Raw genomic sequence first — 26,342 nt, 5'->3', positions numbered from 1 at the left:
GGCGTGTCTCCGCTTGCGTTCGGCGGTCTATAAAGTTTGGGGGGGCTGGCTGCAAGCGGGATCAGGCGTTATCTACGGCTTGTTTGCCATGATCGCGTGATAATCGCGTCCGCGATAAAAGATGTTGGAAATCTCTTTCGCCTCGTCCTTTACTCGGTAGAGAATGACCGCGCGGCCCTCGAAGGGAACGGCACGAATGCCAACTCCAAGATCTGGCCTTGCCGCTCCGCCGAAGGGTGCGTCACCAATGCTTTCGCAGCGATCCAGGATCCTATTCGTGAACCGCTCTGCGGTCGGCAAACTATGGCTTGCTTCCAGCACGTAGAGAAAAATGGCATCGATCGCTTTTCGCGCATTCGGCCTATAGGTTACCGGCGCGCGCATCATGAAATTCAACCCCTATGTCGCGTAAAAAGCCGTTCAACATGCGCCCGCATCTCGGTACTGCTGAGGCTGGGGCTGGGGTCATCGATAGATCTGCTAATCTGTTGACGGATGCTTTCTATCCGTTCTCCGTATTCGTTTTCCTCACGTAGAAGCGCGTCGATTGCGGCGAGCATGACTTCATCCGTCGAGCCATAGCGGCCAGCCTCCACGCGATCTTCGATTGCGTCAACCATTGCTTCAGGCAGGGTGATGTTGAGTTCTCGGACGGCCATAGTCTTATCTTCTTCGAGGTCAGTATAAGTCTACGCCGCGAATGCAATTCGCGCAAATCCTGCGCTCTGATAACTGGCTTGCGACCTTTTGTTGAGAACGAAGGAATTCCTCATGTCGCGCCGTTTCCACTCCCGTTAACTTCCGCTAGAAGCGGATCATGAACGAGTTGACCCGCGCCGAAGAAAAATTTGCCGAATTGAACCAGCCCGCGCCCTGGTCCGGCATCAACGCCTACCGCTCCGATCCCTTGCTGGTTGATCTGACGAGCGGTCTCAATCGCACGATCCGGGAAGAATACGACCAGCTTGGCCGTTATGTGTCATCGCCTGAAGCGCAGGAGCTTGCGCGCATGGCGAATGAGAACCCGCCGAAGCTAAAGACCCATGGACCGCGTGGCGAGCGCCAGGATGTGACGGAATTTCATCCGGCGTGGCACGCGCTGATGCGCCGCTCGATGCAGAGCGGCCTGCATTCCTCGATATGGGAAAATATTCCGGAAGCAAAAGGCAGCGAGCACAAGGCGCGCGCCACACGTTTTTATCTGACGGCCCAGCTTGAAAGCGGACATCTGTGCCCGCTGACGATGACGAGCGCTTCGGTTGCCGCACTGATGGCGTCTCCACGCGTTCAGAAGGAATGGGCGCCAAAAATTCTTTCGCGTAAATACGATTCGACCAATCGCCCGGCAATGCAGAAATCGGCGGTGACGCTCGGCATGGGCATGACCGAAAAGCAGGGTGGCACCGATGTTCGCGCCAACCGCTCGACGGCTGATCGCGTAGGCGAGGGTATCTATCGCCTCAACGGCCACAAATGGTTCATGTCGGCGCCGATGAGCGACGGCTTCGTCATGCTGGCGAAGACGAAGGAAGATATCAGCTGCTTCCTCGTTCCGCGGCTGCTGGAGGACGGTTCAGCAAACGGCCTGCAGTTCCAGCGGCTGAAGGACAAGATCGGCAACCGCTCGAATGCGTCCGCCGAAGTCGAGTTCTCCGATGCCTTCGGTTATCTGCTCGGTGATCCGGGTGCCGGTATCCGCACCATTCTCGACATGGTGACCTTGACGCGGCTCGACTGTGCAATCGCCTCTGCCGGCATCATGCGCGCTTCGCTGGCGGAAGCCGTGCATTTTACCCGCGGCCGCAACGTGTTCGGCAAGAAACTCGTCGATCAGCCGCTGATGACCCGCGTTCTGGCCGATATGGCACTGGACGTGGCTGCAGCGACGGCGCTCGGTTTCCGCTTGGCGGACGCGTTCGACCGCGCCGCCAGCAATCCGGCCGATGCCGCCTTTGCGCGTGTCATGACTCCGGTGGTCAAATACTTCAACTGCAAGATCGCGCCGTCGCTGATCTACGAGGCGATGGAATGCCTCGGCGGCAACGGTTACGTCGAAGAGCGGCCGATTGCGCGTCACTACCGGGAGGCACCGGTTAACGCGATCTGGGAGGGCTCGGGCAACGTCATGGCGCTCGATGTCCTGCGTGTCCTGTCGCGCGGCCGTGATCTGTTCGAACTGGTCTTGTCCGGTTTCGAACGGGATCTCGGGGCGTCAGGCAGGAAGACCGTTGAGGTTCTGAGGGCCGCGATGGCGCTTTGCGAACGCGACGAAGGTGCTGCCCGTCTGCTCGTCGAGCAACTGGCTCTGGCAGCCGGTGCCGCGGAACTGGCGCGGTTGGGAGCCGGCAAGATTGCCGACGCATTTCTCGAAACCCGTCTGGCCGGTGGCTGGCGATCGACCTACGGCATGCTCGATGCGCGTTTCGATGCCAGCTACATCGTCGACCTTCTTTATCCGCCGGCCGCGTAATTCGCGAAGAACATCGCAACCGGAATGGTGAAGAAGGCGAGTGCCGTCTGCACCGTGGCGGCGGCGGCGTAAAAATCCGCATCGCCGCCCATCTGCTTGGCAAGTACGTAACCGTTCATCGCCGTGGGAACCGCGGCGCTGAGCGCAAGCAGTGCCAGATTGGTGCCGGTAAGGCCGACGGCCATGCCGACGGCGATGGCGAGAACCGGAAAAACCACCAGCTTCATCACGACGGCCGAGAGAACGCCGATGCTCGGCTTCAGCGCATCCGCGACCTTGAGCCCAGCCCCGACGGTAATCAGGCCGAGGCTGAGAGACGCCTGCGATAACATGTCGATGGTTGCCATTACCGGCCGATAGAGCGGCAGGCCAATCAGGTTTATGCCGATGCCGAGGAAGGTCGCGATGATCATCGGATTGCTGATGATCTTGATCGCAATGGCGCGATAATCGCGTTTCTGGCCCGAGAAGACGGCAAGCACCGCAATGCTTCCGGCATTGACCGGCACGATGACGGCCGCCATCACCATTCCAACCACCACGAGCCCGTGCGCATCATAGGTTTTTGCGGCGATCGCAAGCGCCATGAAGCCGTTCCAGCGTGTCGATGTCTGGTAGAGCGAAGTGAAGGTGGAAGGTGTCATCCGCCCGCGCCTGAGAACGGGCCATGATGCCAGCACGACGACGGACATCGTCGTAAAGGCCAGGATGGCGATCAGGCTGACATGGATGCTGCTGGCATCCGAAAAGTCGGCTTTCGCCATGGTCTGGAACAGGAGGGCGGGAAACAGCACATAATAGCTGCATTGCTCCATTCCTTCCCAGAAATTACCGTTGATGACCGTGGTCCGCTTGAGGCCGATGCCGAGAAGGACGAGCAGGAAAACGGGGAGGATGCTTTCGAATATGGTCAGCATGAGCCGAGGCGCGCTTATCTAATTGTGTGTTTATCCCTCCCACGCGGCACTCTGCATGTAAATGGCGACAGCGCAATGCCCGCAATTCTGTGCATGGTGTCGCAACCCGCTTGCCGGTCGTCAGCCGGCGGATTATCGCCATTGCAAGAGTTTCTTAAGAAATAGGCCGACGATGCTGCAGATGCCCGAGATGACCGCGCAACAGAACCAGGCGATGCGGCCGCGCAATCGCGCCAACACCGAACGCGCAATCTTCCTGGCGGCCCGCAGCCTGCTGGCGGAACATGGTTTTCAGGGATTCGGGATCAACGCCGTGGCGCGCCGTGCCGGTTGCGACAAGCAGCTGATCTACCGTTATTACGGCGGTCTCGATGGCCTGATCGAGGCGATCGGCGAGGAACTCGGCAGCTGGGTGAACGACAAGATCCCGCAGGATACCGGCGGCATGTTCATCCTGACCTATGGCGACCTGATGGAAAAGCTGTCCATGTATTTCATGGAAGCGCTTCGCGACGACCCGCTCGTCTGCAAGATCGTCGCCTGGGAGGTTTCTCAGGATACGCCGCAGGTTCGTCGCCTTTCCGAGTCCCGCATGAAGGCGCTGAGCAAGTGGCTCGAAAAGATGCGCGGCTCCCTGACGCTGCCAAAAGGCGTCGATACCGCAACCACCAATGCGCTGCTTTTTGCATCCATCCAGCATCTGGTCATTTCGGCTTCCGTCAGCGGCCAGTTCGCCGGCGTTCCGCTGAAAACCGAAAAGGACTGGGACAAGGTTGCTGCCGCCGTGCGCCGCCTTGTTCGGGCCATCTACGGCTGATCGCAGCCGTCTTTTTTCCACAGCCAAGCCACCGATATTAACCATAGCGACGGGTTTCCGTTGCGCTGAACTGCTGTGTCTCTACGTTGGTTAAGGTATTGTTAACCGAGTTTCGTAAGACATATGCCGGATGTGATACCATTCATCAGACAGCGTCTTCTGTTGATCGTCCTGACCGGGGCGTTTGCAGCATTGGCGTTGAACATCGCGGTTCCCGCGCTGGTCCTGAGTGTCATGGCGCTGTCGAGATGGGTTGTCTCGGCGGATCTGGATCTGGCAGAGCTTGAAGGTAAGGCCGCATGAAGTGGTTCCTGGTACTCTGGGCAGGCCCTGTGGCGCTGCTGGGCAGCTGGTACGGCCTGTCCTATTACGACATGAGCTTTGGCTTCTTCATGCTGACGCGGCACACCCATGACCTCGTCTTCGAGGTCTATGGAAACATTCTCGGTATCGCACCCGAAACCATTCCGCCACTCGTCGCCCGCGCCATTGCCTTCGACAGCCTGATCGTTTTCGCGATCATCGCATTTCGGAAACGCAAGGCAATCGCCGCCTGGTGGCGCAAGCGTCAGTCTTCGAAAGGGGCCGCCGCTATCGTGCGCAATGACGAGAGCCTGTCGAGAGCGCCTTGAAGAATGAAGCTGGCGGCTGCCGAATCGATCCGTTCGGCCCGCTTTGCCCGCGATACGTCCATTTCCAGAAGTGCCCGTTCGGCAGCGACCGTCGATAGCCGCTCGTCCCAGAAGACGAAGGGCAGGGCGGTCTTTTCCGACATCGAGCGAACGAAGGCGCGGGTCGCCTGAACGCGTGGCCCGGCCGAGCCGTCCATGTTCATCGGCAGGCCGATAACGAAGGCGGCGACCCTTTCCTTCTGCGCGAAATCCAGCAGCATCACCGCATCCTGGGTAAACTTAATCCGCTTGATCACCGTTCGCGGTGAGGAGAAACGGCGACCGAGATCCGACATGGCAAGGCCGATCGTCTTGGTGCCGAGATCGAGCCCCGCAATCGCCTGGTTCGGCGCGAGGTATTCGGCAAGTTCCTCGATGGTCAGCGTTGCCATGTGTTTTTTCCTAGCTTTTCTTGCGGACGAATTCGGTGCGCAGCACCAGTCCCTTGATCGTATCATGCCGGCAGTCGATTTCTTCAGGATTGTCCGTCAGGCGGATGGAGCGGATAACCGTGCCCTGTTTCAATGTCTGGCCGGCGCCCTTGACCTTCAGATCCTTGATCAGCGTCACTGAATCGCCATCGACAAGCACATTGCCGGCGCTGTCATGCACCGCCGAGGCCGCGGCTGCCTTTGCTGCGGCTTCCGATGCCGGAAGCCATTCGCCGGTTGCCTCGTCATAGATGTAATCGTCGTCATTGCCTGCCATGTCTTTTCCTTAAGGTTCTGAAAAATGCTCCGCTGCCGATATTGCTCGCAAAAGCTGGCAACGGCTGGAGGTCGCTTATCCCACGGTCCACTGGCTTGCAATCGCGGCCGGCACGACATCGGCATATACATGATCCGGTACCGGTTGCGCCGCACGCTCATCATTGCCGCTCGAAACAACCATCGCGAAGTTTGAAATCGCCGGGTGCCGTGCTATTATTCGGGCAGGAGGTGAGACGACCTTCGCTCCGGTGGGAGCCGGGCTTTCGCCCGACCCCCGTGCTGTTAACGGCTTATCGTCAGTGTCAGGCGCCAACCGAACAAACTAACGATCACCGTAACCCGGATTTTCAATCGTCTCACCTCCTTTCGTCGCGTCGAAACATTCGCTTCGACCTCTCCATTTTATCAAATTTCGATTTGGTTTGTTCCCCCTCATTCCACTGTATCGGAGGACACTCTCCCATGAAGATCACCTGGCTCGGCCATGCCGCGTTCCGTATCGAGACCGCCAAGGCAAAAATCCTGATCGACCCTTTCCTGAGCTACAACCAGCCCTTTGCCGATGCCGGCCTTGACATCAAGGACGTGACCGAAGGCGTGACGCATATCCTTCTCACCCACGGCCATGCCGACCATGTCGGCGATACGGTTGCGATCGCCAAGGAAAAGGGCGCCGTCGTCCTTGGCAATGCCGATCTCGGCTCCTGGCTCGGCACCAAGGGAGTCGAGAAAATCGAAATGGGCAATACCGGCGGCACAGTCGGCTTTGATGGTTTTACCGCCACCTTCACCCAGGCGCTGCACTCCTCCGGTCAGGTGGATGAGATGGGCGTTGCTCATTCGCTCGGTTCGGCCAATGGCCTGATGTTGCATTTCGACGACGAATTGTCCGTGCTGCATATGGGCGACACCGACATCTTCACCGACATGGGCCTGATCAACGAATTGCACCAGCCGGATCTCGGCATCGTGCCGATCGGTGACCGTTTCACCATGGGTGGCGCGGTGGCGGCTCTCGCCTGCCAGCGTTTCTTCGATTTCAAGCACGCCATTCCCTGCCACTATGGCACTTTCCCGATCATCGATCAGACGCCTGAAAAGTTCGTCAAGGGCATGGAAGGCAGCCGTACCCGCATCGAAACACCGACACCTGGCACGGTGCTCAGCTACTAATTCATTCAGCACTTTTGGCGCGTCGCGGCTGCGGCGCGCCAACTGCGGCCAAATCGTTGCGCATTGTTGCTATTCCCGTTGCGCTTGTTGTTGCGATCACAACACATGGCCATTATAGCGAAGTAGATTTTTATTGCCCCGGAGTTGTGCCATGTCCGTCGATCTCGCCACCGTCAAGCGCGTCGCGCGCCTAGCCCGCATTGCGGTCTCGGAAGAAGATGCCAATCGTATGGTCGGTGAGTTGAATGGCATCATCGATTTTGTCGAACAGCTTTCCGAAGTGGATGTAACCGGCGTCGAGCCGATGACCTCGGTAACGCCGATGGATATGCGCAAGCGTCAGGACGCTGTCACCGATGGCGACAAGGCTGACGATATCGTTGCCAATGCGCCCGTCACCGACCGCAATTTCTTCCTGGTGCCGAAGGTCGTCGAATAAGCCGCTTCGTCAGACGCGCTTCCGACCCTCTCCACGCATTCGAACATTTTGAAGAGACCATGACCGAACTCACCAGCCTCACCATTGCCGAAGCCCGCGAAAAGCTTGGCACCAAGGAAATCACCGCGGTCGAGCTGACCAAGGCCTATGTCGATGCGATCGACGCCTTCAACGGCACGTTCAATGCCTACATCACCACCACGCCGGAAAAGGCGATGGAAATGGCCAAGGCTTCCGACGAGCGTCGCGCGAGCGGCAAGGTCGGCGCGCTGGAGGGCATTCCGCTCGGCATCAAGGACCTGTTCGCCACCGAAGGCGTTCACACCCAGGCCGCCTCGCATATTCTCGACGGCTTCAAGCCGAAATACGAATCGACCGTCACCCAGAACCTTTGGGACGATGGCGCCGTCATGCTCGGCAAGCTGAACATGGACGAATTCGCTATGGGCTCGTCCAACGAGACCTCGTTCTACGGCCCGGTCATCAACCCGTGGAAGGCCGAAGGCTCCAACCAGCAGCTGGTTCCGGGCGGCTCGTCCGGCGGTTCTGCTGCAGCCGTTGCCGCCCATCTCTGCGCCGGCGCGACAGCCACCGATACCGGCGGCTCGATCCGCCAGCCCGCCGCCTTCACCGGCACCGTCGGCATCAAGCCGACCTATGGCCGCTGCTCGCGCTGGGGCACGGTTGCGTTTGCATCCTCGCTCGATCAGGCCGGTCCGATCGCCCGCGACGTGCGCGATGCCGCGATCATGCTCAAATCTATGGCCTCGGTCGACAAGAAGGACACGACCTCGGTCGATCTCCCGATCCCGGATTACGAGGCGGCACTCGGCCAGTCGGTCAAGGGCATGAAGATCGGCATTCCGAAGGAATACCGCGTCGACAACATGCCGGAAGAGATCGAAGCCCTCTGGCAACAGGGCATCGCCTTCCTCAAGGACGCCGGTGCCGAAATCGTCGACATCACTTTGCCGCACACGAAATACGCCCTGCCGGCCTATTATATCGTGGCGCCTGCCGAAGCCTCGTCCAACCTTGCCCGTTATGACGGCGTTCGTTACGGCCTGCGCGTCGACGGCAAGGACATTGCCGACATGTATGAAAAGACCCGCGCCGCTGGTTTCGGCACCGAGGTCAAGCGCCGCATCATGATCGGCACCTACGTGCTTTCGGCCGGTTATTACGACGCCTATTACCTGCAGGCTCAGAAGGTCCGCACGCTGATCAAGCGTGACTTCGAACTGGCCTTCCATGCTGGTGTCGACGCGATCCTGACGCCGGCCACCCCGTCGTCTGCCTTCGGCATTGCCGATGAAAACCTCGCCGCCGATCCGGTCGCCATGTACCTGAACGACATCTTCACCGTAACGGTCAACATGGCGGGCCTTCCCGGTATCGCCGTTCCCGCCGGCCTTGACAAGAAGGGCCTGCCGCTCGGCCTGCAGCTGATCGGCAAGCCTTTCGAGGAAGAAACGCTGTTCCGCACCGCTTACGTCATCGAACAGGCCGCGGGAAAGTTTACCCCCGCCAAGTGGTGGTAAGCGGTCTGAAAATTAGAGAAATGACTGTCGCCGATCACCATGTGGTCGGCGAAGTCGGTTTTGCCGCCTGGCAATCCAGCGACACCTTCAAGGGCGTCGATCTTTCGGCCGATGTGCTGGAGCGAACCCGCAAGGCCTACGAGATTTTTGCAGGCGAAACCAAAGGTGATGTCTGGCTTGCCGAATTGGATGGCAAGATCGCCGGCTGGTGCGCCCGCGATGGCGTGCCGAATTACATATCCGATCTCTGGGTGCTGCCGGACCATCAGGGCAGGGGTATCGGTAAGGCGCTGGTCCTTGATGCGATCGCCCGCATCAAGGCGGAAGGGCATCTGACGGCCACCATCCATACCCATAGAAGCAATGCCGGCGCGATCAGGCTTTATCAGCGCTGCGGCTTTGTCATCGTCTGGCGCGGCATCGAATACTCCAAAAGCATGGGCATCGACCTGGAAAAGGTTCATCTGGAACAGTTCCTGACCTGAACCTGAGCAAGGCATAGGAGAGTGAGAATGAAACCCGAATTGGCTTCTCTGATTGCAGCTTTCGACCGCCTTGCTGCCAACGGTTTTGCGATGGGCTCAGACTGGGAAGAGGTGCACGATCTCTGCCAAAAAAACGAGGGCGAACAAGCATTCGACTGGGGGCACGCGCTCTGCCATCGCATCGAAGGCGACGACTGGAATGCCGATTACTGGTATCGCAGGTCTGGCCGGCGACGCATGGGATCGATCAGCGAGGAATGGACCGCGATGAAGTCCGTACTTTCAGCCGCTTGAGGCGCAAAGCTTCGCCGCGCGCCTGTTATGACGCGCGGCGCCGATCGGTTTAGCGGTTGTTCAATTCGGCTCTCACCAGCACCAATCCCCGTTCGGTAATCCGGTAGGGTTTGCCGCCTTGCGATCTGATGGCCTTCTTCTGCTTCAGCTTGCGAAACGTGATGAGGTCGAGGCCCGAGTAGATCCAGCCTTCACGGGTGAAGAGTTGCAGCTTTTCGATCTTGCGATCGTCGTCTCGGCTAATTTCGATCCTGCCGCCCTGAGCGAGCAGATGGAGAATGCGCTGTTCGGCGCGGGAAATATCCATTGTTTCGATGTCCGGAGAGGCGCTTGGTTGCAAGCGCACAAAAACGTGTCCGATACCCGGATGGGGTGTCGGGGTTTGCGTTTTTGTCTGGGCCAGTTGCCTGACGGCTACCGGCCCCTTAGCGGGCCTCTTGGGACGAGAACATCAAAACTCCATCAATGCTCCTTTCGGTTAAACGCCTTGCCGGTCACGGTCAAGCGTCTCAACCACCACAGGCTTTTGGCAATGCGCGCAAAAAAAACGCGCCGATCGCCCGGCGCGTTCAGGTTCTGAATAATCCTCACATACTCAGTCGAGCGTGTAGGCGATCACCGAATCGCCAGGCGTCGTGCCGAGCGAGCCGTGGCCGCCGGCGGCGACGACGATATACTGTTTTCCGTCCTTGCCGCGATAGGTCATCGGCGTTGCCTGGCCACCGGCCGGAAGCGCCATTTTCCACAGAACTTCACCGGTCTGCATGTCATAGCCGCGGATCGAGTCGTCGAGGGCTGCAGCCGTGAAGGCAACGCCGCCGGCGGTCGTCAGCGTGCCGCCATGAGCGAGCATACCCATTTCGAACGGGATCGGGAACTTGATGCCGGCAAACTGCTGGCCGGCAACGGTTCCGTTGCGGTACTTCCAGGCAGTCTTGCCGGTCGTCAGGTCAACGCCGACGCGAACACCCCATGCCGGAGCATTGCACGGTGCGTTGAGCGCCGAGCGGAAATGCTTGATCGACACGGCGTATGGACCACCGAGGTTCTCGTTGCCCGGCTTGGATTCGCCGCCCGAATTGTCCCCGCCGAAAACGCGCTTGTTAAGGTCGCCTGCCGGACGCGGGAAAAGCTGGTAGAGATAGGCGAGGTATTGCGGTGTGCCGATCAGCCACTTGTTGACCGGATCGACCGCGACCGAACCCCAGTTGAACACGCCGATATTGCCCGGCCAGACGAGCGAGCCGGTCGTGGTCGGCGGCGTCCAAGGATTGCCGTCGTAACGATACTGGTTGTAGGTGGTGCGGCATGCCATCTGGTCGAACGGTGTCGCGCCCCACATGTCGGCTTCGCGCAGCGGCGCCGGCGTGAAGTTGAGCGAAGACATCGGCTGTGTCGGCGAAAGCTTCTCGCCGGCAATGTCGGTATTGGTCTTCACCGGAACGTCGCTGATCGGCAGGATGGGCTGGCCGTTGGTGCGGTCGAGAACCCACAGATTACCGATCTTGGTTGGGATGATGATGGCAGGCGTATCGACGCCGTTCTTCGGCAGGTTCAGCAGAACCGGCTGCGAAGGGTTGTCGCGGTCCCAGAGATCGTGATGCGAGGTCTGGAATTTCCACTTCAACTGGCCGGTCTTCAGGTCGAGGGCAGCGAGCGCATCGACGAAGGCTTCCTGCTCGGGCGTGCGCGAAATGCCGACCTGGTCCGGTGCGGCGTTGCCGAACGGGATGTAGGCGAGGCCGAGTGTTTCGTCGGCGGCGAACTGCGTCCAGGCGACGACCGAATTCGGCTCGTAATGTTCGCCCGGCGCAAGCGGTGCCGTATCGTTCGGCTTGCTGGCGTCGAACTTCCAGACGACCTTGCCGGTGCGAACGTCGTAGGCGCGAATGACGCCCGACGGGTTGTTTTCGTAATAATTGTCGGCGATCGCGCTGCCGAGGATGATCAGGTCCTTGGTCACCAGCGGTGCGGATGTCTGCTGGTATGTGGCGCGGTTGGTGTCGATCATGCCGTCCATCAGGTCGACATAGCCGTCTGTGCCGAAGCTCTTGCAAAGCTCGCCGGTATCGGCGTTCAGCGCAAACAGGCGGGCATCGACGGTAGAGGCAAGGATGCGGCGCGGGCATTCGGCAATTGCAGCCGCTGTCGTCGACTGCTGTTCCGGCGTGCTGTCGGCTGGTACGGCATAGGCCGTCGAATCATTCCAGGATACGCCGCGGCATGTCTGGTGCTGATAGAACGGGTCACGTTTCATCATCGGGTCGAAGGACCAGCGAACCTTGCCGGTTTCCGGCTCGAGCGACTGGATGATATTGTGCGGCGTGCAGAAATACAGGGCGCCGTTCACTTTGATCGGCGTCGCCTCGAACGTGTATTCTGACGAGTCCTGATCGGCCTTGCGAAGGTCGCCCGTATGGTGTTCCCACGCAACCTTGAGACCCTTGATGGTGCCCGTATTGACGTCTTTCAGCGCCGAATAACGCTGGCCGAGATTGGTGCCGCCATAGGCTGTCCAGTCATCGGAAGGGTAGGCGATGCCGCTTGGATCGGTGGCGGCCTCCGTCGAGGCGGTCTTTGCCAGCGTGCCGGTGATCGACAGCGGATCGTAGAACCAGGCAATCACGCCGAGAACTGCAATGGTGGCCACGACGGCGCGCAGGGCAAGTACACCATTGGTCAGACTTGCGGCCCAACGTTTCTTCGGACGGTCAGTCAGGCCGTTCACGACAAATGGCAGACTGAGCAGGAGGCCGAGAAAGACGACCAGCGCACCGCGCGGAATCCACTGCCATTTGTCGAAACCGACTTCGTAGAGCGTCCAGATGAAGGTGACGGCGAGGGTCAGTGCGTAGACCCAAAGACCAGCCTGGCGCCGGATGAAAAGCAACACGCCGGCGACGGTGAGGCCAAGCCCCATAAGGACATAGAATGGGGAACCGCCTGCAAGGGCCAGCTTTGCTCCATACCAGAGAATAGCGAGGCCGAGCAGAGCGGTAATAACCCCTCCGATACGAGACATCATTGCGATGTGCTCCTTTTTTGTTGAGTTCAAGAGTTGTCTGATCACCCAGAACGGGTGCGACGCGAGGCCGCAGGCCTACTCTGGATGAGGTATGCCTCATCATTCTTGGACGCAATGTTTCTAAAGTTGTGTTGGCATGCGTTTTGTCAATTGCTTGGCCCCGGTCTGCAATTGAAAGTGGATTATTCCGCCGGCCTGCGGAGAATGAGATGGTGACCTCTGGCCAAATTTCCGACACGATGTTCTACTGTCGGCATACTAGGGGAAAGCATGGCCACGACCCGGAATGCCCGTGAAGACGATGTCGATATCCTCGCTGAAATCGGTTTCCGTGCCTGGGAAAAGGCGATGGAGGCAATCGGCGAGATGGCCGACATGCGCGGCAGCGCACGCGACGCCTTCGTCAATTTCACCCGTTCGTCCTGGCTGACTATCACCGTTGTTGAACAGACCGGATCGGTGGTTGGCTGGGCAGCGCGTGAACACCTCGATGAGCTGATTTCGGATTTCTGGATCGATCCCGAATATCAGGGGCAGGGTTTGGGCACGGCATTGCTGCAAGAGGTGGAGGCCGAGATTGTTCGTCAGGGGTTCGAGAAGGCGCGGATCGAAACCCACGCGCAGAACAATGAGGCAATCGGCTTCTTCGAGAAAAACGGTTATGCCATCCATTGGCTGTCTGTTGCCTATTCGCCGAAGATCGATCGCGACGTCCAGTCGGTCGGATTGTCGAAGCAGTTCGTTGAGGTGCCGCCGACGGTAAGTTATGGTCAGGAATTCTAGTCTCGGGCCAGCTTTGAAAGAAGAGCGGTAACGGCCTCCGGTGCGACGATCGCAACGATGAGCCATCCCATCTGCAGGATGAAGAAGAGCGGCAGCGCCAGATTGAACGGCGGTTTGCGCGTCTTGTGACGCAGCAGCCTTTGCGCCGCCAGCGCACCGGGGCCGCCGCCTGCAAAGGCCAGCAGAAGCAGCGTTGATTCCTTCACCCGCCAGCCGCCGTTGCGGGCCGCCTGCTTGTCGTGCCAATAAATCCCGAACACGACGAGATTGTAGACGATGGCGATTGCCGCCAGCGCAAGGGCCGTTTCGATCCTCATGAAACTCAATTGCTCTCCCGGGCCGCCCGACTAACCGTTACGCTTGCGGCCACAAGTCTTGCGCCACCACGGCATTTGTTCTACCTCACGAGCTTGAAGAATTCACGCATGAGACGAGCCCAAGATGACCCTGATCGACGTCCGTACCCCTGATCCCAAACGCTTCATTCCCGGCGCCACCGGCGATTGGGAAGTGATCATCGGCATGGAGGTTCACGCTCAGGTCCTGTCCAATTCGAAACTGTTCTCCGGCGCCTCGACCGAATTCGGCAAGCCGGCGAATGGCAACGTTTCGCTCGTCGATGCCGCCATGCCGGGCATGTTGCCGGTCATCAATGAGGAATGCGTCCGTCAGGCCGTGCGCACCGGTCTTGGCCTGAAGGCGCAGATCAACAATCGCTCGATCTTCGACCGCAAGAACTATTTCTATCCGGACCTGCCGCAGGGATACCAGATCTCCCAGTTCAAGGACCCGATCGTTGGCGAAGGCCAGATCGTCATCTCGCTCGGTCCCGATCGCCAGGGCCAGTTCGAGGATATTGAAATCGGCATCGAGCGCCTGCATCTGGAGCAGGATGCCGGCAAGTCGATGCATGACCAGCATCCGACCATGTCCTATGTGGATCTCAACCGATCCGGCGTGGCGTTGATGGAAATCGTGTCTAAGCCCGACATGCGGTCCTCCGACGAAGCCAAGGCCTATATGACCAAGCTGCGTTCGATCGTACGTTACCTCGGCACCTGCGACGGCAACATGGACGAAGGCTCGATGCGCGCCGACGTCAACGTTTCCGTGCGCCGTCCGGGCGAAGGTTTCGGCACACGCTGCGAAATCAAGAACGTCAACTCGATCCGCTTCATCGGCCAGGCGATCGAATACGAGGCACGCCGCCAGATCGGCATTCTCGAAGACGGCGGCTCGATCGATCAGGAAACCCGTCTGTTCGATCCGGGCAAAGGCGAGACCCGCTCGATGCGCTCCAAGGAAGATGCGCACGACTATCGCTATTTCCCCGATCCTGACCTTCTGCCGCTCGAATTCGACGACGCTTTCGTCGAAGCACTGCGTGCAGACCTGACCGAACTGCCGGACGACAAGAAGGCCCGTTTCGTTGCCGAACTCGGCCTGTCTATCTACGACGCCTCGGTTTTGGTGTCGGAAAAGGCGATTGCCGATTATTACGAAGCCGTGGCCGCCGGCCGTGACGGCAAGATGGCGGCAAACTGGGTCATCAACGACTTGCTGGGCGCCTTGAACAGATTGGGCAAAGACATTGAAGAGACTCCGGTTTCTCCTGCCCAGCTCGGTGGCATTATCGACCTGATCAAGGCCGAGACCATCTCCGGCAAGATCGCCAAGGACCTGTTCGAAATCGTGCTCACCGAAGGCGGTGACCCGGCCGAAATCGTCGAAACCCGCGGCATGAAGCAGGTGACCGATACCGGCGCCATCGAAAAGGCCGTCGACGAGATCATCGCCGCCAACCCGGATCAGGTCGAGAAGGTCAAGGCCAAGCCGACGCTTGCCGGCTGGTTCGTCGGCCAGGTGATGAAGTCCACCGGCGGCAAGGCCAACCCCCAGGCCGTACAGGCGCTGGTCAAGGCGAAGCTCGGCATCGAGGAATAGGCCTCTTGGTTTACTTCGTTCGCACAGCTGGGCAGGAGGACGTGGAGAAGATCCGCGCCCTTCTCGGCGAGACGTTCCACAGTAGCTACGACCAGTTCTACGGTGTCGACAAGGTTTCGCAAATGGTCGGCGGCTGGCATTCCGCCAATGCGATCCGCTCGCGTCTCGGCAAGAAGGATGGCGAGTTCCTTGTGGCCGACGATGGCCGCAGGATCGGCGGCATCGCTTATGCCGCAATCTATCCGAAAATGGCCAAGACCGTGATGCTGCACCAGCTTTATGTCCGGCCATCCTGCCAGAACGAGGGTATAGGTCGCGATCTCTTCGCCGAGATCGAAACTTGCTTCCCGGATGCGGAAATCATGCGGGTCGAGGTTGCTCTTCCGAATGTCCGCGCCATGTCCTTTTACGAGCGCCTCGGTTTCTCCGAGGTGGACCGGATGGAGGAATGGGGTGCCCCGAACTCGGGCCTTCCCGCCATCATCATGGAAAAGCGCCTGTTGCAGCATTGACCGCAGGGCGAGGGGGACATCGATATGACTGACGTGATCATCCGACGGGCCCATGAAGAGGATCTGAGCGCGATCATCGCCATGTTCGCCGCCGACGACAAAGGCGGTCATGGTGATACGACCGATCCAGATGCTTATGAGGATTACCTGCGGGCCTTTCACATGATCGATGCATCAGCCAACGAACAGCTGTTCGTGGCCGAACTGGATGGTGAGGTCGTCGGCACGTTCCAGCTTCTCTACACCCGCTCGCTTCCCTCGAGAGGGTCGCTGTCGATGATCATCGAGGCGGTGCAGACGCGGCCGGATATGCGGGGCCGTGGCATCGGCGCCCAGATGATCGACTATGCCGTGGAAGAAGCCAGGCGCCGCGATTGCCGCCTGGCGCAGCTGACATCCAATTCGGTCCGCACCGATGCTCATCGCTTTTACGAGCGGCAGGGTTTTGCCAAGACGCATACCGGTTTCAAGATGAAGCTCAAATAGTCATGTCTAGAATCGCTGGACACGAGAGACCTCAGGCGTCATAAGCAGAGGGCCTCTTTCGGCGTCCACAAGTCCAATTCGACCATGTCAAAGCGACGGAATACCCCATGAAAGAACTTCTGCTGCAGATATTCACCTGGTGGAACGGTCAGACGATGGGGACACGTTTCTTCACCTGGCGGCACGGCAAGAAGGTCGGCGAAGACGAGATGGGCAACGTCTATTACGAAGGCCCGATGACCTCCTGGGGAAAACCCAAGCGCTGGGTTATCTACAAGGGGTATGCGGACGCGTCTGCGATCGCGCCCGGCTGGCATGGCTGGATGCATTACCGCACAGACATTGCGCCATCGCAGGAGACTTACACGGCCCGCGAATGGCAGAAGGCGCACAAGCCGAATATGACAGGCACTCCGCTCGCCTATCACCCCCAGGGCTCGCTGGCGGCCAGCGGCGAACGTCCCCGCGTCACAGGTGACTACGACGCCTGGACCCCCGGCAGCTGAGAAGCCCGGACATCGGCCCGACCTTAACGGTCATTTGGCCATAATCGCAATCTAGTCATCGGCCGCACAAGCGGTCGCGACGGGATGAAAATGACACGGATAATGCCTTTTCCACGCAAACTCATTCTCGGTGCGCTGATTGCAGCAGCACCGCTGCTTGCCACGGAAACGGCCGTCGCCGCCCGGATTTCCAATCCGGTCGCAGTCTTTGCCGGCATCGACAAGATCACCGGCCGCATCACCACATTCGACGTCTATGTCAACGAGACCGTACAATACGGCGCACTGCAGGTGACGCCGAAAGTCTGCTACTCCCGTGACGATACCGAGGCGCAGAAGATCGACGGCTTCATCGAGGTCGACGAAATCACGCTCGATCGCAAGATCCGCCGGATCTTCTCAGGCTGGATGTTCGCCGACAGCCCAGGCCTCAACGCTGTCGAGCACCCGATCTATGACGTCTGGCTGACAGGTTGCAAGGCGCAGTCGGATATCCCGGCGCCGACAAACGCAGCCAACTGATCGTTTCAGTTTCCCTCATCAGAACGGCAGGTGCGGGCAATCGACCGCCTGCCGCAGCTTGACCAGGTAATCGTCCTTGGGGATATCGACCGCGCCGAACGTCTTGAGATGGTCGGTGGTGAATTGCGTGTCGAGCAGCTTGAAACCGTTCCGGTTCAAGCGTTCCACCAGATGCACGAGGCATATCTTCGACGCATCGGTCTGCCGGGAAAACATGCTCTCGCCGAAGAAGGCAGCGCCCAGTGACACGCCGTAGAGGCCGCCTACCAGTATGCCATCCTCCCAAGCCTCGACACTGTGGGCATGCCCCATCTGGTGAAGTTCGAAATAGAGCTTGCGGATGGTCGTATTGATCCAGGTGCTCGGGCGGTCGGGCGCGGACTGCGCACACATGCCGATTACCTCTTCGAACGCACTGTCGAAACGGATTTCGAATGGCGCCTTGCGGATCGTTTTGGCGAGACTTTTCGAGACGTGGAAATCATCGAGCGGGATGATGCCCCGCATTTCCGGCTCGACCCAGAAGATTTCCGGATCGTCGGCCGATTCGGCCATGGGAAACAGGCCTATGGAATAGGCTCGCAACAGAACGTCCGGTGTTATTGCCGGGTAATATCTGCCACGCCGCCCCGCCATTTCACTCCCTGCAAAAAAAAAGCCGCCCGGATACTTGATGCTCCGGGCGGGTATTATAGTCAGTGTTCCGTGCCGGCGGCCAGATACTTTTCCAGCCAGTGAATATCGTAGTCGCCCTTTAATATGTCGGGGTTCTCGACGAGATCCTGGAAGAGCGGCAGCGTCGTCTTGATGCCGTCTACGACGAATTCGTCCAGTACGCGGCGAAGGCGCTTTATGCATTCTTCGCGCGTGCGGCCATGCACGATCAACTTGCCGATCAGGCTGTCATAGTAAGGCGGGATCTTGTAGCCGGCATAGACGCCTGAATCGACGCGCACGCCGAGACCGCCAGGCGCATGGAAATGCGTGATCGTGCCGGGCGACGGCACGAATGTGCGCGGATCCTCGGCATTGATGCGGCACTCGATCGCGTGACCCTGGAACTGGATCTCATCCTGGGTGACGGAAAGTCCGTCGCCCGATGCGACACGGATCTGCTCGTGCACGAGGTCGATATTTGTGATCGCTTCGGTGATCGGATGCTCGACCTGCAGGCGGGTGTTCATTTCGATGAAATAGAACTCGCCGTTTTCGTAGAGGAACTCGATCGTACCGGCACCGCGATACTTCATCTTCTTCATCGCGTCGGCGCAGATCTGGCCGATATTCATGCGCTGCTCGACGGTAAGGGCAGGGGAGTTGGCTTCTTCCCAGACCTTCTGGTGGCGGCGTTGCAGCGAGCAATCGCGTTCACCCAGATGGATCGCATTGCCTTCGCCGTCGCCGACAACCTGGATTTCGATGTGCCTCGGCTTGCCGAGATACTTTTCCATGTAGACGGCGCCATTGCCGAAGGCGGCGAGCGCCTCGGTGCGGGCAGTGTTGAAGGCCTCATCGAGATCAGCTTCGGTCTTGGCAACCTTCATGCCACGTCCGCCACCGCCGGCGGTTGCCTTGATGAGAACCGGGAAGCCGATTTCCCTGCCGACCTCGAGGACATTTTCGGCAGTGACTTCGCCGTCGGAGCCCGGAACGACCGGGATGCCGAGTGCGACCGCAGTCTGCTTGGCAGTGATCTTGTCACCCATCAGGCGGATATGCTCTGCGGTCGGGCCGATGAAGGTAATGCCATGGGCTTCGAGGATTTCCGCGAACTTGGCATTTTCCGACAGGAAGCCGTAACCCGGATGCACGGCATCAGCGCCGGTGATCTCGCAGGCTGCAACGATCTGGTGGATATTGAGATAGCTTTCGCGCGAAGGCGGCGGTCCGATGCACACACTCTCGTCGGCGAGGCGGACATGCATGGCATCCGCGTCGGCCGTGGAGTGAACGGCAACGGTCGCGATGCCCAGTTCCTTGGCTGCTCTCAGGACGCGCAGTGCGATCTCGCCGCGATTGGCTATGAGGATCTTGGAAATCATGAAAGCGCCTTACTCGACGATGACGAGTGGCTGACCGTATTCTACGGGCTGCCCGTCGGTGATCAGGATCTCAGTGACCTTGCCGGAGCGCGGAGCCGGAATCTGGTTCATCGTCTTCATCGCTTCGATGATGACCAGCGTCTGGCCTTCCTTCACGGTCGCGCCGATTTCGATGAACGCCTTGGCACCGGGAGCGGGCGCCAGATAGGCAGTCCCGACCATCGGAGCAGGTACGGCATTCTTGTTGTCGGCTGCTGCAACCGGTGCTGCTACGGCAGGAGCTGCAGCTGCTGCGACGGGGGCAGCAGTTGCGAGCGGTGCCTGGACGTACTGCGTCGCCGATTGGCGCGAAACGCGGATACGCAGATCGTCCTGCTCGACTTCGATCTCGGTGAGATCGGTCTCGTTGAGGATGTTCGCGAGGTCGCGGATCAGTCCCTTGTCGATCCCGTTCTTCTTCTCAGACATGGCAAACCCTATTGTTCTGTTCTATCTTGTCAGGCGATTGTGTATTTCAAGGCATGGAGCGCCAGAATGTAGCTCGCCGTGCCGAAGCCGCAGATGACGCCCTTGGCAGCCGGCGCGATCATCGAATGATGGCGAAACTCTTCCCGTGCATGAACATTCGAGATGTGCAGTTCGATGACCGGCACCGAAACCGCCTTGATCGCGTCGTGAAGCGCAATCGACGTATGCGTATAGGCACCGGCATTGATTGCGACGCCAACGGCTTTGTCGCCAGCCTCGTGAATCCAGTCGATAAGCGTGCCTTCGTGGTTGCTCTGCCGGAAATCGACATCGAAACCGAGATCAGCGCCCGCCGAAACGCAGAGTTGCTTGACGTCCTCAAGTGTCTGCCCGCCATAAATCCCGGGCTCTCTTTTGCCCAGCATGTTGAGGTTGGGACCGTTGAGGACGAAAACCGTTTTGCTCATCACTTAGTCTTTTGTTCCATCCGAATTCAGCGGCCACCTATAGACCGGTAGACCGGCAAGGGAAAGCCCCCGCCGCGCCGAAACGCCGCTGGTCCACCGATCGGTGCGATCTCGCTGCCGAGGAGATGAAGATTGCGTCAGCAGGAGGCCTTGCCGCAGGATCGGACGTTATTGACCTTCTGTTCGATCTCGTCGAGGCCAACCGCGCCGAACACCGCCTCGTCGCCCACGACATAGGTCGGGGTGCCGGTGATGCCGATCGCATTCGCCAGCTGGTAGGCATTGCGCACGATGTCGTCGTTCGGCTTTTCCGACATGGACTTGCGGATCGCGGCCTCATCGACACCGAGTTCGGCGGCGACCGAAATGGCGGTCGCTTCCGTGGCATGCTCCTGGCCGCCGAGCAGTTCTTTGTGGAATTCGGAATACTTGTCCGGCGCCACGAGACGCACCGCATTGGCGACCTTGTGTGCTGCAAGCGAGTCCGGTCCGAGGATCGGGAATTCCTTCAGCACGAACCGGACATTCTTGTCCTTGGCTATGATGTCGTCCATATCGGTCATCGCGCGTTTGCAGTAACCGCAATTGTAGTCGAAGAACTCGACGACGGTGACGTCGCCTTTCGGATTGCCCAGCACGACGTCGGTGGGCGAGGAGAAGATCTCATCCTTGTAGGTGGCAACCGCCTTCGTCGACTGGTCACTCCGTTGCGCCTGCTGCTTGGCTTCCAGCGCGGTCTGCACCTCGATCATCACCTCGGGGTTCTGGATCAGGTATTCGCGAATGAACGCGCCCATTTCCTTCTTCTGGCTGTCGTCCAGGGCAAAGGCTGGAACAGCGGCGAGCGCGACCGTGAGAAGCGTGCCGGCGGCAAGGGTTTTAAACAGGCGGGTCATAAAATTCCTCATGAGGCTTGGCGGCCGCGAATCTCGATCGCCCGTATATCGTGTTGGCGCAAGGCTAAGGCACTAGGCGCATACGCGGAACAGGAAATCTGCATTGCGGCATGAGCAAGGCTTCACATCTGTGTAAGCTGCCTACTCGCGTACTACATAATGCGAATAGTCGATCAGTGGCTTACGCGGTTTTCCTGAAACATTTTTGCAACGGTGTCTCGAAGCCAGCCCAATAAAAAATGGCCGCGGGAGCGGCCATTTTTATTATTCATATTGTCAAGGCTCAGAAGAACCCGCGGCGCTGCCACCAGCCGGCCTTCTTCGGTTTTGTCGGATCGCCTTCGCCTTCAGGCGCCGGATTGACGTCCGAGCTCTTCACCACGGCTTCGCTGGAAGACGAGATGTTGGAGGCGCGGTTGGCGCGTGCAGGCTTCGTCTCTTCTTCTCCGACGGAAGGAGCTTCGACTGCAGCCGCTTCAACGACGGCTTCTTCCACCTTGGCTTCGACAGCCGGAGTGGCTTCGACGACCGGCGCGGCTTCGACCTGTGCGGTCACAGCTTCCGTCGGCGCGGCAACTTCAGCTGCGGCAACGGCTGCAGCTTCGGCTTCGATGGCCTTCTTGCTGCGGCGTGCCCGCTTCGGCTTGGCTGCAGGAGCAGCCTCGGCAACGGCTTCCGCTTCCGGTGCAGCTTCGACAGGCGCTTCGGCCGGAACGTCCGCAACGGCCTCGACAGCGGCTACAGGCGTTTCGCCTTCGGCGTCATCGCCGGCAACGCTTTCGTCAGCCTCTGCGCCTGCGTCTTCTACGCCCTCTTCGCCATTGCGGTTGCGGCGTCCGCCACGCTTGCCGCGGCGGCGACGCTTGCGGCGTCCATTTTCATCCAGTTCGGATTCGGCAGCAGAATCGGGGTTGGCCGATGTCTCGATTGCATCGTCTTCAGCCTCGTCGTCGCCTTCATCACCGTCTTCGGAAATGGATTCGACGTTATCGCCGTTCGCAGCCTGCGCATCGCCATTGCGTTCACCATTGCGGTTACGACGACGACGACGACGCTTGCGCTTACGACCGTTCGGGTCGTCCGCCTCGGCGCGTTCCGGCTTGGCGACGGCGGCCTTGGCCGGCGCGACGTCTTCTTCCTCTTCGTCCTCTTCCAGATCGATGATGACATCGTCTTCGTCATCCTCAACCGGGATGGCGGCAAACTGCATCAGGCTTTCGATCTTGACCGGGTTTTCGACGGCTTCCCCACGATCGATCGCAAAATGGGCGGAGCCGATGCTGACATCGGACTCGATGAAGATCGAGAGGCCGAAGCGCTCCTCGTAATCCATAACGGTCTGGCGCTTGTGATTGAGAAGATAGAGCGCGATGTCCGGCGTGGTCCGTACGGTAATGTCGTGCGTGGTGTTCTTCAGCAGATATTCTTCGATGCCGCGCAGGACGTGCAGGGCAACGGAGGACTGCGAACGGACATGGCCGGTACCGCCACAATGCGAGCAGACCTGCGTGGTCGATTCGAGAACCGATGCGCGGATGCGCTGGCGCGACATTTCCAGAAGGCCGAAATGCGAGATGCGGCCCACCTGGATGCGGGCGCGGTCGTTCTTCAGGCAATCCTTCAGCTTCTTCTCGACGGCGCGATTGTTGCGCTTTTCTTCCATGTCGATGAAGTCGATGACGATCAGGCCGGCAAGGTCGCGCAGACGAAGCTGACGGGCAACTTCTTCCGCGGCCTCGAGGTTCGTCTGGAGTGCCGTTTCCTCGATGGAATGTTCGCGGGTCGAACGGCCGGAGTTGACGTCGATCGCAACCAACGCTTCCGTCTGGTTCATGATCAGGTAACCGCCGGACTTCAGCGTCACCTGCGGCTGCAGCATGCGGTCGAGCTGCGCCTCGATGCCGGAGCGCGCAAAGATCGGGTGGAGGTCGCGATAGGGCTGAACTACCTTGGCATGGCTCGGCATCAGCATCTTCATGAAGTCTTTCGCTTCACGATAGCCTTCTTCGCCCGAGACGATGATCTCGCTGATATCCTTGTTGTAGAGGTCGCGGATCGAGCGCTTGATCAGCGAACCTTCTTCATAAACGAGGGTCGGGGCCGTTGACTGCAGCGTCAACGTGCGGACGTTTTCCCAAAGGCGCATCAGGTATTCGAAGTCGCGCTTGACTTCGACGCGGGTGCGGTTGGCACCGGCGGTGCGCAGGATGACGCCCATGCCCTGCGGCACGTCGAGTTCCTTGGCGATTTCCTTCAGGCGCTTGCGGTCCTGCGGCTGGGTGATCTTGCGGGAAATGCCGCCGCCACGCGCCGTGTTCGGCATCAGCACGGAATAGCGACCGGCCAGCGACAGGTAGGTGGTCAGGGCTGCGCCCTTGTTGCCACGTTCTTCCTTGGCGACCTGCACGAGCAGGATCTGGCGGCGCTTGATAACTTCCTGAATGCGATACTGCTTGCGCGGCTTGCGCACGATGCGATCCGGAACCTCTTCCATGGCATCTTCGGCGCCGACGGATTCGATTTCTTCCTTCTCGTGGTTGTCGTCATCATCGTCGTCGTCATCGTCATGACCGCGGCGGGCATCGACATCCTCGGAGATCGAATCGGTTTCGATCATCGCCGCCATGCTTTCCGGCGTGGAATCGTCGTTGGACGAAACATCGTCCTGGACTTCGGCGACAGCCTCTTCAGGGGGCGCTTCCACAATCTTCTTGCGCGAGCGTGCACGCTTCGGCTTGGCCTTCTTTTCAGGCTCAGCCTCTGCTGCAACTTCGGCTACTGGAGTTTCGGTCGGTTCTACCGCTTCCACGGCCGCCGGCGCTTCGCTTGCAGCGATGCCGACGTCGGGCTGGTCCTCGTTTGCGAGGTCCACGACCGGATCGGCGGAATCCGCTTCGGCGATCTTGCGCTGGTCTTCAGCTTCCTGCTGCATCAGAGCCTGACGGTCTGCGAGCGGGATCTGGTAATAATCCGGATGGATTTCCGCGAACGCCAGAAATCCGTGACGGTTGCCGCCGTAATCGACGAATGCCGCCTGAAGCGATGGTTCGACGCGCGTTACCTTTGCCAGGTAAATATTGCCTCGGATCTGCTTCTTGTGCTGCGATTCGAAATCGAATTCTTCGATGCGGTTGCCGCGTACGACAACTACGCGCGTCTCCTCTTCGTGGGACGCGTCGATAAGCATTTTGTCTGCCATTGAAATTCTGCTCCTCGGCGCCGCCGTGCAAATGCACAAAAGCCTGCCGCGAGGACAGGCTCGTTATGCACAACGGTCGTGACGCCGGATAAGGGTGATCCCGCTGGGTCGAGGCGAGACGGCAACCGGAGAGGCAGCGAAGCCGTTGGCTTCTTCCTTCTTTCCGTGAGTTGAAAAATTTGCCGCAACATTAAGGACCAAACGAGAATGACGATAACTGAACCCTGACGGGTCCGATGGGGTGCTCCATGCGAGCGGTGGGTGGCAGGCCACCCGGCATTTTTCCGGCCGTAGCCGGAGTGATCGGTTACGCAAGGCCAAGAGTTGCGACGGCGGATGTCTACCGGTACTTGGCGCCAGTCACTGTGGCTGGCAAGCCCATCGGCAGACTATCCCGTCAACCCTCTAACCTCACTGGCGTTGTATGGTTTATCTGTCACAATAGCAAGGGAAAAGCCGTATCCGCCATATTGTGGATGGATTTAGCGGCCTTATCGAAAGTGGGGTTGCAACGGTCGATTCGTCGGTGTTGTAAAAGAAATGCCTGAAATGCAGGCCTTTCGTGCGCGGGCAGGCTTCGCATGGAAGATCAAGAGGCGGGATACGGTTTGAGGTTGAAGAGAACGTTGACGATCGACCGGACCGTCCTGATGCCTGCGATGGCAGAAGTTCTGCGAATCGCTCGGCGAATTGGCCTTCTGGCGACGCTGGTCTTTCTCGCCATGTCCTCGCTCTCTCATGCCTCCCAGCAGCCGATACTTGCGTTCGCAGCCCGGGTTGCCGGCGACGATGCCCGCACCCGGGTCGTCATCGATTTCGAACAGAAGCCGGATTTCGTCATTCACTACGTCGGCGGACCCGAGCGTATCATCATCGATCTCTCTGCCTCCGCCTTTGGGTTTCCTGCTTCCGATCTCGCGCCGCGTGGCCTGTTCAAGGATATCCGCTATGGAGCGATGGGCAGCGATAGCGCCCGCATGGTGTTCACGGTCAATCGTCCGGTAAAGCTCGTCATGGCCGAAGTGCAGAAGAATGAGGAGAGGGGCTTTCGGCTCGTGCTGGATGCCGAAATGACCACCAAGGAACAATTTGCCGAGATCCTCAAGTCTCAGGACTGGAATACGTCGGCCGCGGTTTTGCCGCAGGACGTGGCACCGGTTGTCGAGGATGGGGTCTTTACCGTCGCCGTCGATGCGGGGCACGGCGGCATTGATGCCGGGGCGAGCGGCGCGACGACGAAGACACCGGAAAAAACGGTTACACTCGATTTTGCCCGCCTGCTGGCCGATCGTCTGAACAAGGTCGAGGGCGTAAAGGCTTTCCTGACGCGTGAGGATGATACGTTCCTGTCGCTGTCTCAGCGCGTGACAATTGCACGGCAAAAACACGCGGATCTCTTCATATCCCTCCATGCCGATACGCTGGCGCAGAAGGATATTCGCGGCGCTACCATCTACACGCTCTCCGACAGGGCGTCGGACCGCATGGCGGAAAATCTTGCAGCCCGCGAGAACCTGTCCGATCAGCTGGCGGGCTTCAGCATCGAGGCCGGGCCGCCGGAAGTCGCCGACATTCTGCTGGATCTGACACGTCGCGAAACGCAGGCGTTTTCGGTCGCTCTTGCGGATAACGTGGTGAAATCCTTCGAAGGTCAGGTCGGGTTGATCAACAATCCGCACCGGCAGGCCAACTTCCAGGTTTTGCGCGCGCCGGACATTCCGTCGGTTCTGCTCGAAATGGGCTTTCTGTCTAACCCGGAGGACGAGAAGCTTCTGCTCGATGAAGCGTGGAGGTCTAAGGTCGCCGCGCTCGTCGCCGATGCTGTCGATCGCTATCGCAGGCGCTCCGTCGCCAATGGCGGGTAGGCCCAAATCTCGGGCGTTGCCTTGATGCAACAACCGCTCCCGGATTCTGGATATTGGCTTCGAAGGTACGGAAATACTTGTGAAAAGCCCTACTTTCCTCACATTCGAAG

At 59.3% G+C, this 26,342-nt stretch carries 30 protein-coding genes; 16 read left to right on the top strand and 14 right to left on the bottom strand.

Annotation, left to right across the window (positions count from 1 at the left end):
• Positions 1-72: 72 nt before the first annotated feature.
• Together FHP24_RS02455 and FHP24_RS02450 are read right to left on the bottom strand one after the other, a co-directional pair.
• Positions 73-387 (bottom strand): type II toxin-antitoxin system RelE/ParE family toxin, encoded by a 315-nt coding sequence (locus FHP24_RS02455; RefSeq protein ID WP_139672367.1) that lies wholly within the window; start codon positions 385-387, stop codon positions 73-75.
• A 5-nt stretch (positions 388-392) separates the two neighbouring features.
• Entirely contained in the window at positions 393-659 is a 267-nt protein-coding gene (locus tag FHP24_RS02450) for a ribbon-helix-helix domain-containing protein (RefSeq protein ID WP_139672364.1), read from the bottom strand.
• Positions 660-817: 158 nt separating this feature from the next.
• Between FHP24_RS02450 and FHP24_RS02445 the strand changes: the two genes are divergently transcribed.
• Complete coding sequence (locus FHP24_RS02445; RefSeq protein ID WP_139672361.1) at positions 818-2,470, top strand: acyl-CoA dehydrogenase family protein; 1,653 nt, start codon at positions 818-820, stop codon at positions 2,468-2,470.
• Here the strand turns inward: FHP24_RS02445 and FHP24_RS02440 are convergent.
• Positions 2,452-3,387 (bottom strand): AEC family transporter, encoded by a 936-nt coding sequence (locus tag FHP24_RS02440; RefSeq protein ID WP_139672357.1) that lies wholly within the window; start codon positions 3,385-3,387, stop codon positions 2,452-2,454. The genes FHP24_RS02445 and FHP24_RS02440 overlap by 19 nt on opposite strands.
• 172 nt (positions 3,388-3,559) lie before the next feature.
• On the opposite strand from FHP24_RS02440, the gene FHP24_RS02435 reads away from it, so the two are divergent.
• The 3 genes from FHP24_RS02435 to FHP24_RS02425 all read left to right on the top strand — a co-directional run bounded on the left by FHP24_RS02435 (position 3,560) and on the right by FHP24_RS02425 (position 4,836).
• Positions 3,560-4,204, top strand: coding sequence for a TetR/AcrR family transcriptional regulator (locus FHP24_RS02435; protein ID WP_139672354.1), 645 nt, complete (start codon positions 3,560-3,562; stop codon positions 4,202-4,204).
• A gap of 123 nt (positions 4,205-4,327) precedes the next feature.
• Positions 4,328-4,507, top strand: coding sequence for a hypothetical protein (locus tag FHP24_RS02430; RefSeq protein ID WP_139672351.1), 180 nt, complete (start codon positions 4,328-4,330; stop codon positions 4,505-4,507).
• Positions 4,504-4,836 carry a DUF6105 family protein gene (locus tag FHP24_RS02425; protein WP_139672348.1) on the top strand — a complete coding sequence of 111 codons (333 nt, stop codon included), beginning with the start codon at positions 4,504-4,506 and terminating at the stop codon, positions 4,834-4,836. The genes FHP24_RS02430 and FHP24_RS02425 overlap by 4 nt, the downstream gene beginning before the upstream one ends.
• Here the strand turns inward: FHP24_RS02425 and ruvX are convergent.
• Together ruvX and FHP24_RS02415 are read right to left on the bottom strand one after the other, a co-directional pair.
• Positions 4,773-5,267 (bottom strand): Holliday junction resolvase RuvX, encoded by a 495-nt coding sequence (gene ruvX / locus FHP24_RS02420; RefSeq protein ID WP_139672346.1) that lies wholly within the window; start codon positions 5,265-5,267, stop codon positions 4,773-4,775. The genes FHP24_RS02425 and ruvX overlap by 64 nt on opposite strands.
• Positions 5,268-5,277: 10 nt before the next feature.
• On the bottom strand, positions 5,278-5,583 hold the full coding sequence (locus FHP24_RS02415; RefSeq protein ID WP_139672343.1) for an alkylphosphonate utilization protein: 306 nt from the start codon (positions 5,581-5,583) through the stop codon (positions 5,278-5,280).
• Between the two features lie 464 nt (positions 5,584-6,047).
• Between FHP24_RS02415 and FHP24_RS02410 the strand changes: the two genes are divergently transcribed.
• From FHP24_RS02410 to FHP24_RS02390, 5 genes are all read left to right on the top strand, one after another.
• Entirely contained in the window at positions 6,048-6,758 is a 711-nt protein-coding gene (locus tag FHP24_RS02410) for a metal-dependent hydrolase (RefSeq protein ID WP_139672340.1), read from the top strand.
• A gap of 151 nt (positions 6,759-6,909) precedes the next feature.
• On the top strand, positions 6,910-7,197 hold the full coding sequence (gene gatC, locus FHP24_RS02405) for an Asp-tRNA(Asn)/Glu-tRNA(Gln) amidotransferase subunit GatC (protein WP_139672337.1): 288 nt from the start codon (positions 6,910-6,912) through the stop codon (positions 7,195-7,197).
• A gap of 59 nt (positions 7,198-7,256) precedes the next feature.
• A complete protein-coding gene (gene gatA / locus FHP24_RS02400; RefSeq protein WP_139672334.1) occupies positions 7,257-8,738 on the top strand; it encodes an Asp-tRNA(Asn)/Glu-tRNA(Gln) amidotransferase subunit GatA in 1,482 nt (493 codons plus the stop codon).
• A gap of 20 nt (positions 8,739-8,758) precedes the next feature.
• The gene (locus tag FHP24_RS02395) at positions 8,759-9,223 is read left to right on the top strand and encodes a GNAT family N-acetyltransferase (protein ID WP_139672331.1); all 465 of its coding nucleotides are present in this window, start codon (positions 8,759-8,761) and stop codon (positions 9,221-9,223) included.
• A gap of 27 nt (positions 9,224-9,250) precedes the next feature.
• Complete coding sequence (locus FHP24_RS02390; protein WP_139672328.1) at positions 9,251-9,517, top strand: hypothetical protein; 267 nt, start codon at positions 9,251-9,253, stop codon at positions 9,515-9,517.
• A gap of 49 nt (positions 9,518-9,566) precedes the next feature.
• On the opposite strand, the gene FHP24_RS02385 is transcribed toward FHP24_RS02390, so the two are convergent.
• Positions 9,567-9,824, bottom strand: coding sequence for a YjhX family toxin (locus FHP24_RS02385; RefSeq protein WP_139672325.1), 258 nt, complete (start codon positions 9,822-9,824; stop codon positions 9,567-9,569).
• Between the two features lie 288 nt (positions 9,825-10,112).
• On the bottom strand, positions 10,113-12,542 hold the full coding sequence (locus FHP24_RS02380) for a membrane-bound PQQ-dependent dehydrogenase, glucose/quinate/shikimate family (RefSeq protein ID WP_139672322.1): 2,430 nt from the start codon (positions 12,540-12,542) through the stop codon (positions 10,113-10,115).
• Between the two features lie 270 nt (positions 12,543-12,812).
• Here FHP24_RS02380 and FHP24_RS02375 point away from each other — a divergent pair, with 270 nt between their 5' ends.
• Positions 12,813-13,325, top strand: coding sequence for a GNAT family N-acetyltransferase (locus FHP24_RS02375; RefSeq protein ID WP_139672319.1), 513 nt, complete (start codon positions 12,813-12,815; stop codon positions 13,323-13,325).
• Here FHP24_RS02375 and FHP24_RS02370 read toward each other — a convergent pair.
• Positions 13,322-13,642, bottom strand: a complete 321-nt coding sequence (locus FHP24_RS02370) for a DUF1294 domain-containing protein (RefSeq protein ID WP_139672314.1) — start codon at positions 13,640-13,642, stop codon at positions 13,322-13,324. The two genes, FHP24_RS02375 and FHP24_RS02370, sit on opposite strands and share 4 nt — an antisense overlap.
• A gap of 124 nt (positions 13,643-13,766) precedes the next feature.
• Here FHP24_RS02370 and gatB point away from each other — a divergent pair, with 124 nt between their 5' ends.
• From gatB to FHP24_RS02345, 5 genes are all read left to right on the top strand, one after another.
• Positions 13,767-15,269, top strand: a complete 1,503-nt coding sequence (gene gatB / locus FHP24_RS02365; RefSeq protein WP_139672310.1) for an Asp-tRNA(Asn)/Glu-tRNA(Gln) amidotransferase subunit GatB — start codon at positions 13,767-13,769, stop codon at positions 15,267-15,269.
• 5 nt (positions 15,270-15,274) lie between these two features.
• Positions 15,275-15,781 (top strand): GNAT family N-acetyltransferase, encoded by a 507-nt coding sequence (locus FHP24_RS02360; RefSeq protein WP_139672307.1) that lies wholly within the window; start codon positions 15,275-15,277, stop codon positions 15,779-15,781.
• A 24-nt stretch (positions 15,782-15,805) separates the two neighbouring features.
• Positions 15,806-16,267: a GNAT family N-acetyltransferase gene (locus FHP24_RS02355; RefSeq protein ID WP_139672304.1), complete on the top strand. Its 462-nt coding sequence runs from the start codon at positions 15,806-15,808 to the stop codon at positions 16,265-16,267.
• 107 nt (positions 16,268-16,374) lie between these two features.
• Positions 16,375-16,773, top strand: a complete 399-nt coding sequence (locus FHP24_RS02350) for an NADH:ubiquinone oxidoreductase subunit NDUFA12 (protein WP_139672301.1) — start codon at positions 16,375-16,377, stop codon at positions 16,771-16,773.
• Between the two features lie 99 nt (positions 16,774-16,872).
• Entirely contained in the window at positions 16,873-17,295 is a 423-nt protein-coding gene (locus FHP24_RS02345; RefSeq protein ID WP_180355953.1) for a DUF2155 domain-containing protein, read from the top strand.
• An 18-nt stretch (positions 17,296-17,313) separates the two neighbouring features.
• On the opposite strand, the gene aat is transcribed toward FHP24_RS02345, so the two are convergent.
• The 6 genes from aat to FHP24_RS02315 all read right to left on the bottom strand — a co-directional run bounded on the left by aat (position 17,314) and on the right by FHP24_RS02315 (position 24,367).
• Complete coding sequence (gene aat / locus FHP24_RS02340; RefSeq protein ID WP_139672296.1) at positions 17,314-17,931, bottom strand: leucyl/phenylalanyl-tRNA--protein transferase; 618 nt, start codon at positions 17,929-17,931, stop codon at positions 17,314-17,316.
• 59 nt (positions 17,932-17,990) lie between these two features.
• Positions 17,991-19,337, bottom strand: coding sequence for an acetyl-CoA carboxylase biotin carboxylase subunit (gene accC, locus FHP24_RS02335; protein ID WP_139672293.1), 1,347 nt, complete (start codon positions 19,335-19,337; stop codon positions 17,991-17,993).
• Positions 19,338-19,346: 9 nt separating this feature from the next.
• The gene (gene accB, locus FHP24_RS02330) at positions 19,347-19,805 is read right to left on the bottom strand and encodes an acetyl-CoA carboxylase biotin carboxyl carrier protein (RefSeq protein ID WP_139672290.1); all 459 of its coding nucleotides are present in this window, start codon (positions 19,803-19,805) and stop codon (positions 19,347-19,349) included.
• Positions 19,806-19,834: 29 nt separating this feature from the next.
• Positions 19,835-20,272 (bottom strand): type II 3-dehydroquinate dehydratase, encoded by a 438-nt coding sequence (gene aroQ, locus FHP24_RS02325; RefSeq protein ID WP_139672287.1) that lies wholly within the window; start codon positions 20,270-20,272, stop codon positions 19,835-19,837.
• Between the two features lie 137 nt (positions 20,273-20,409).
• Positions 20,410-21,168 carry a DsbA family protein gene (locus FHP24_RS02320; RefSeq protein ID WP_139672284.1) on the bottom strand — a complete coding sequence of 253 codons (759 nt, stop codon included), beginning with the start codon at positions 21,166-21,168 and terminating at the stop codon, positions 20,410-20,412.
• 283 nt (positions 21,169-21,451) lie between these two features.
• Positions 21,452-24,367 (bottom strand): Rne/Rng family ribonuclease, encoded by a 2,916-nt coding sequence (locus FHP24_RS02315; protein ID WP_139672281.1) that lies wholly within the window; start codon positions 24,365-24,367, stop codon positions 21,452-21,454.
• Between the two features lie 650 nt (positions 24,368-25,017).
• Here FHP24_RS02315 and FHP24_RS02310 point away from each other — a divergent pair.
• Complete coding sequence (locus FHP24_RS02310; protein WP_139676081.1) at positions 25,018-26,232, top strand: N-acetylmuramoyl-L-alanine amidase; 1,215 nt, start codon at positions 25,018-25,020, stop codon at positions 26,230-26,232.
• Positions 26,233-26,342 lie beyond the last annotated feature (110 nt).

It is taken from the genome of Aliirhizobium smilacinae (assembly GCF_006335145.1).
Taxonomy (GTDB): domain Bacteria; phylum Pseudomonadota; class Alphaproteobacteria; order Rhizobiales; family Rhizobiaceae; genus Neorhizobium; species Neorhizobium smilacinae.
The sequence above is the reverse complement of the archived record's forward strand: the minus strand, read 5'-3'. Positions and strand labels throughout refer to the sequence as shown.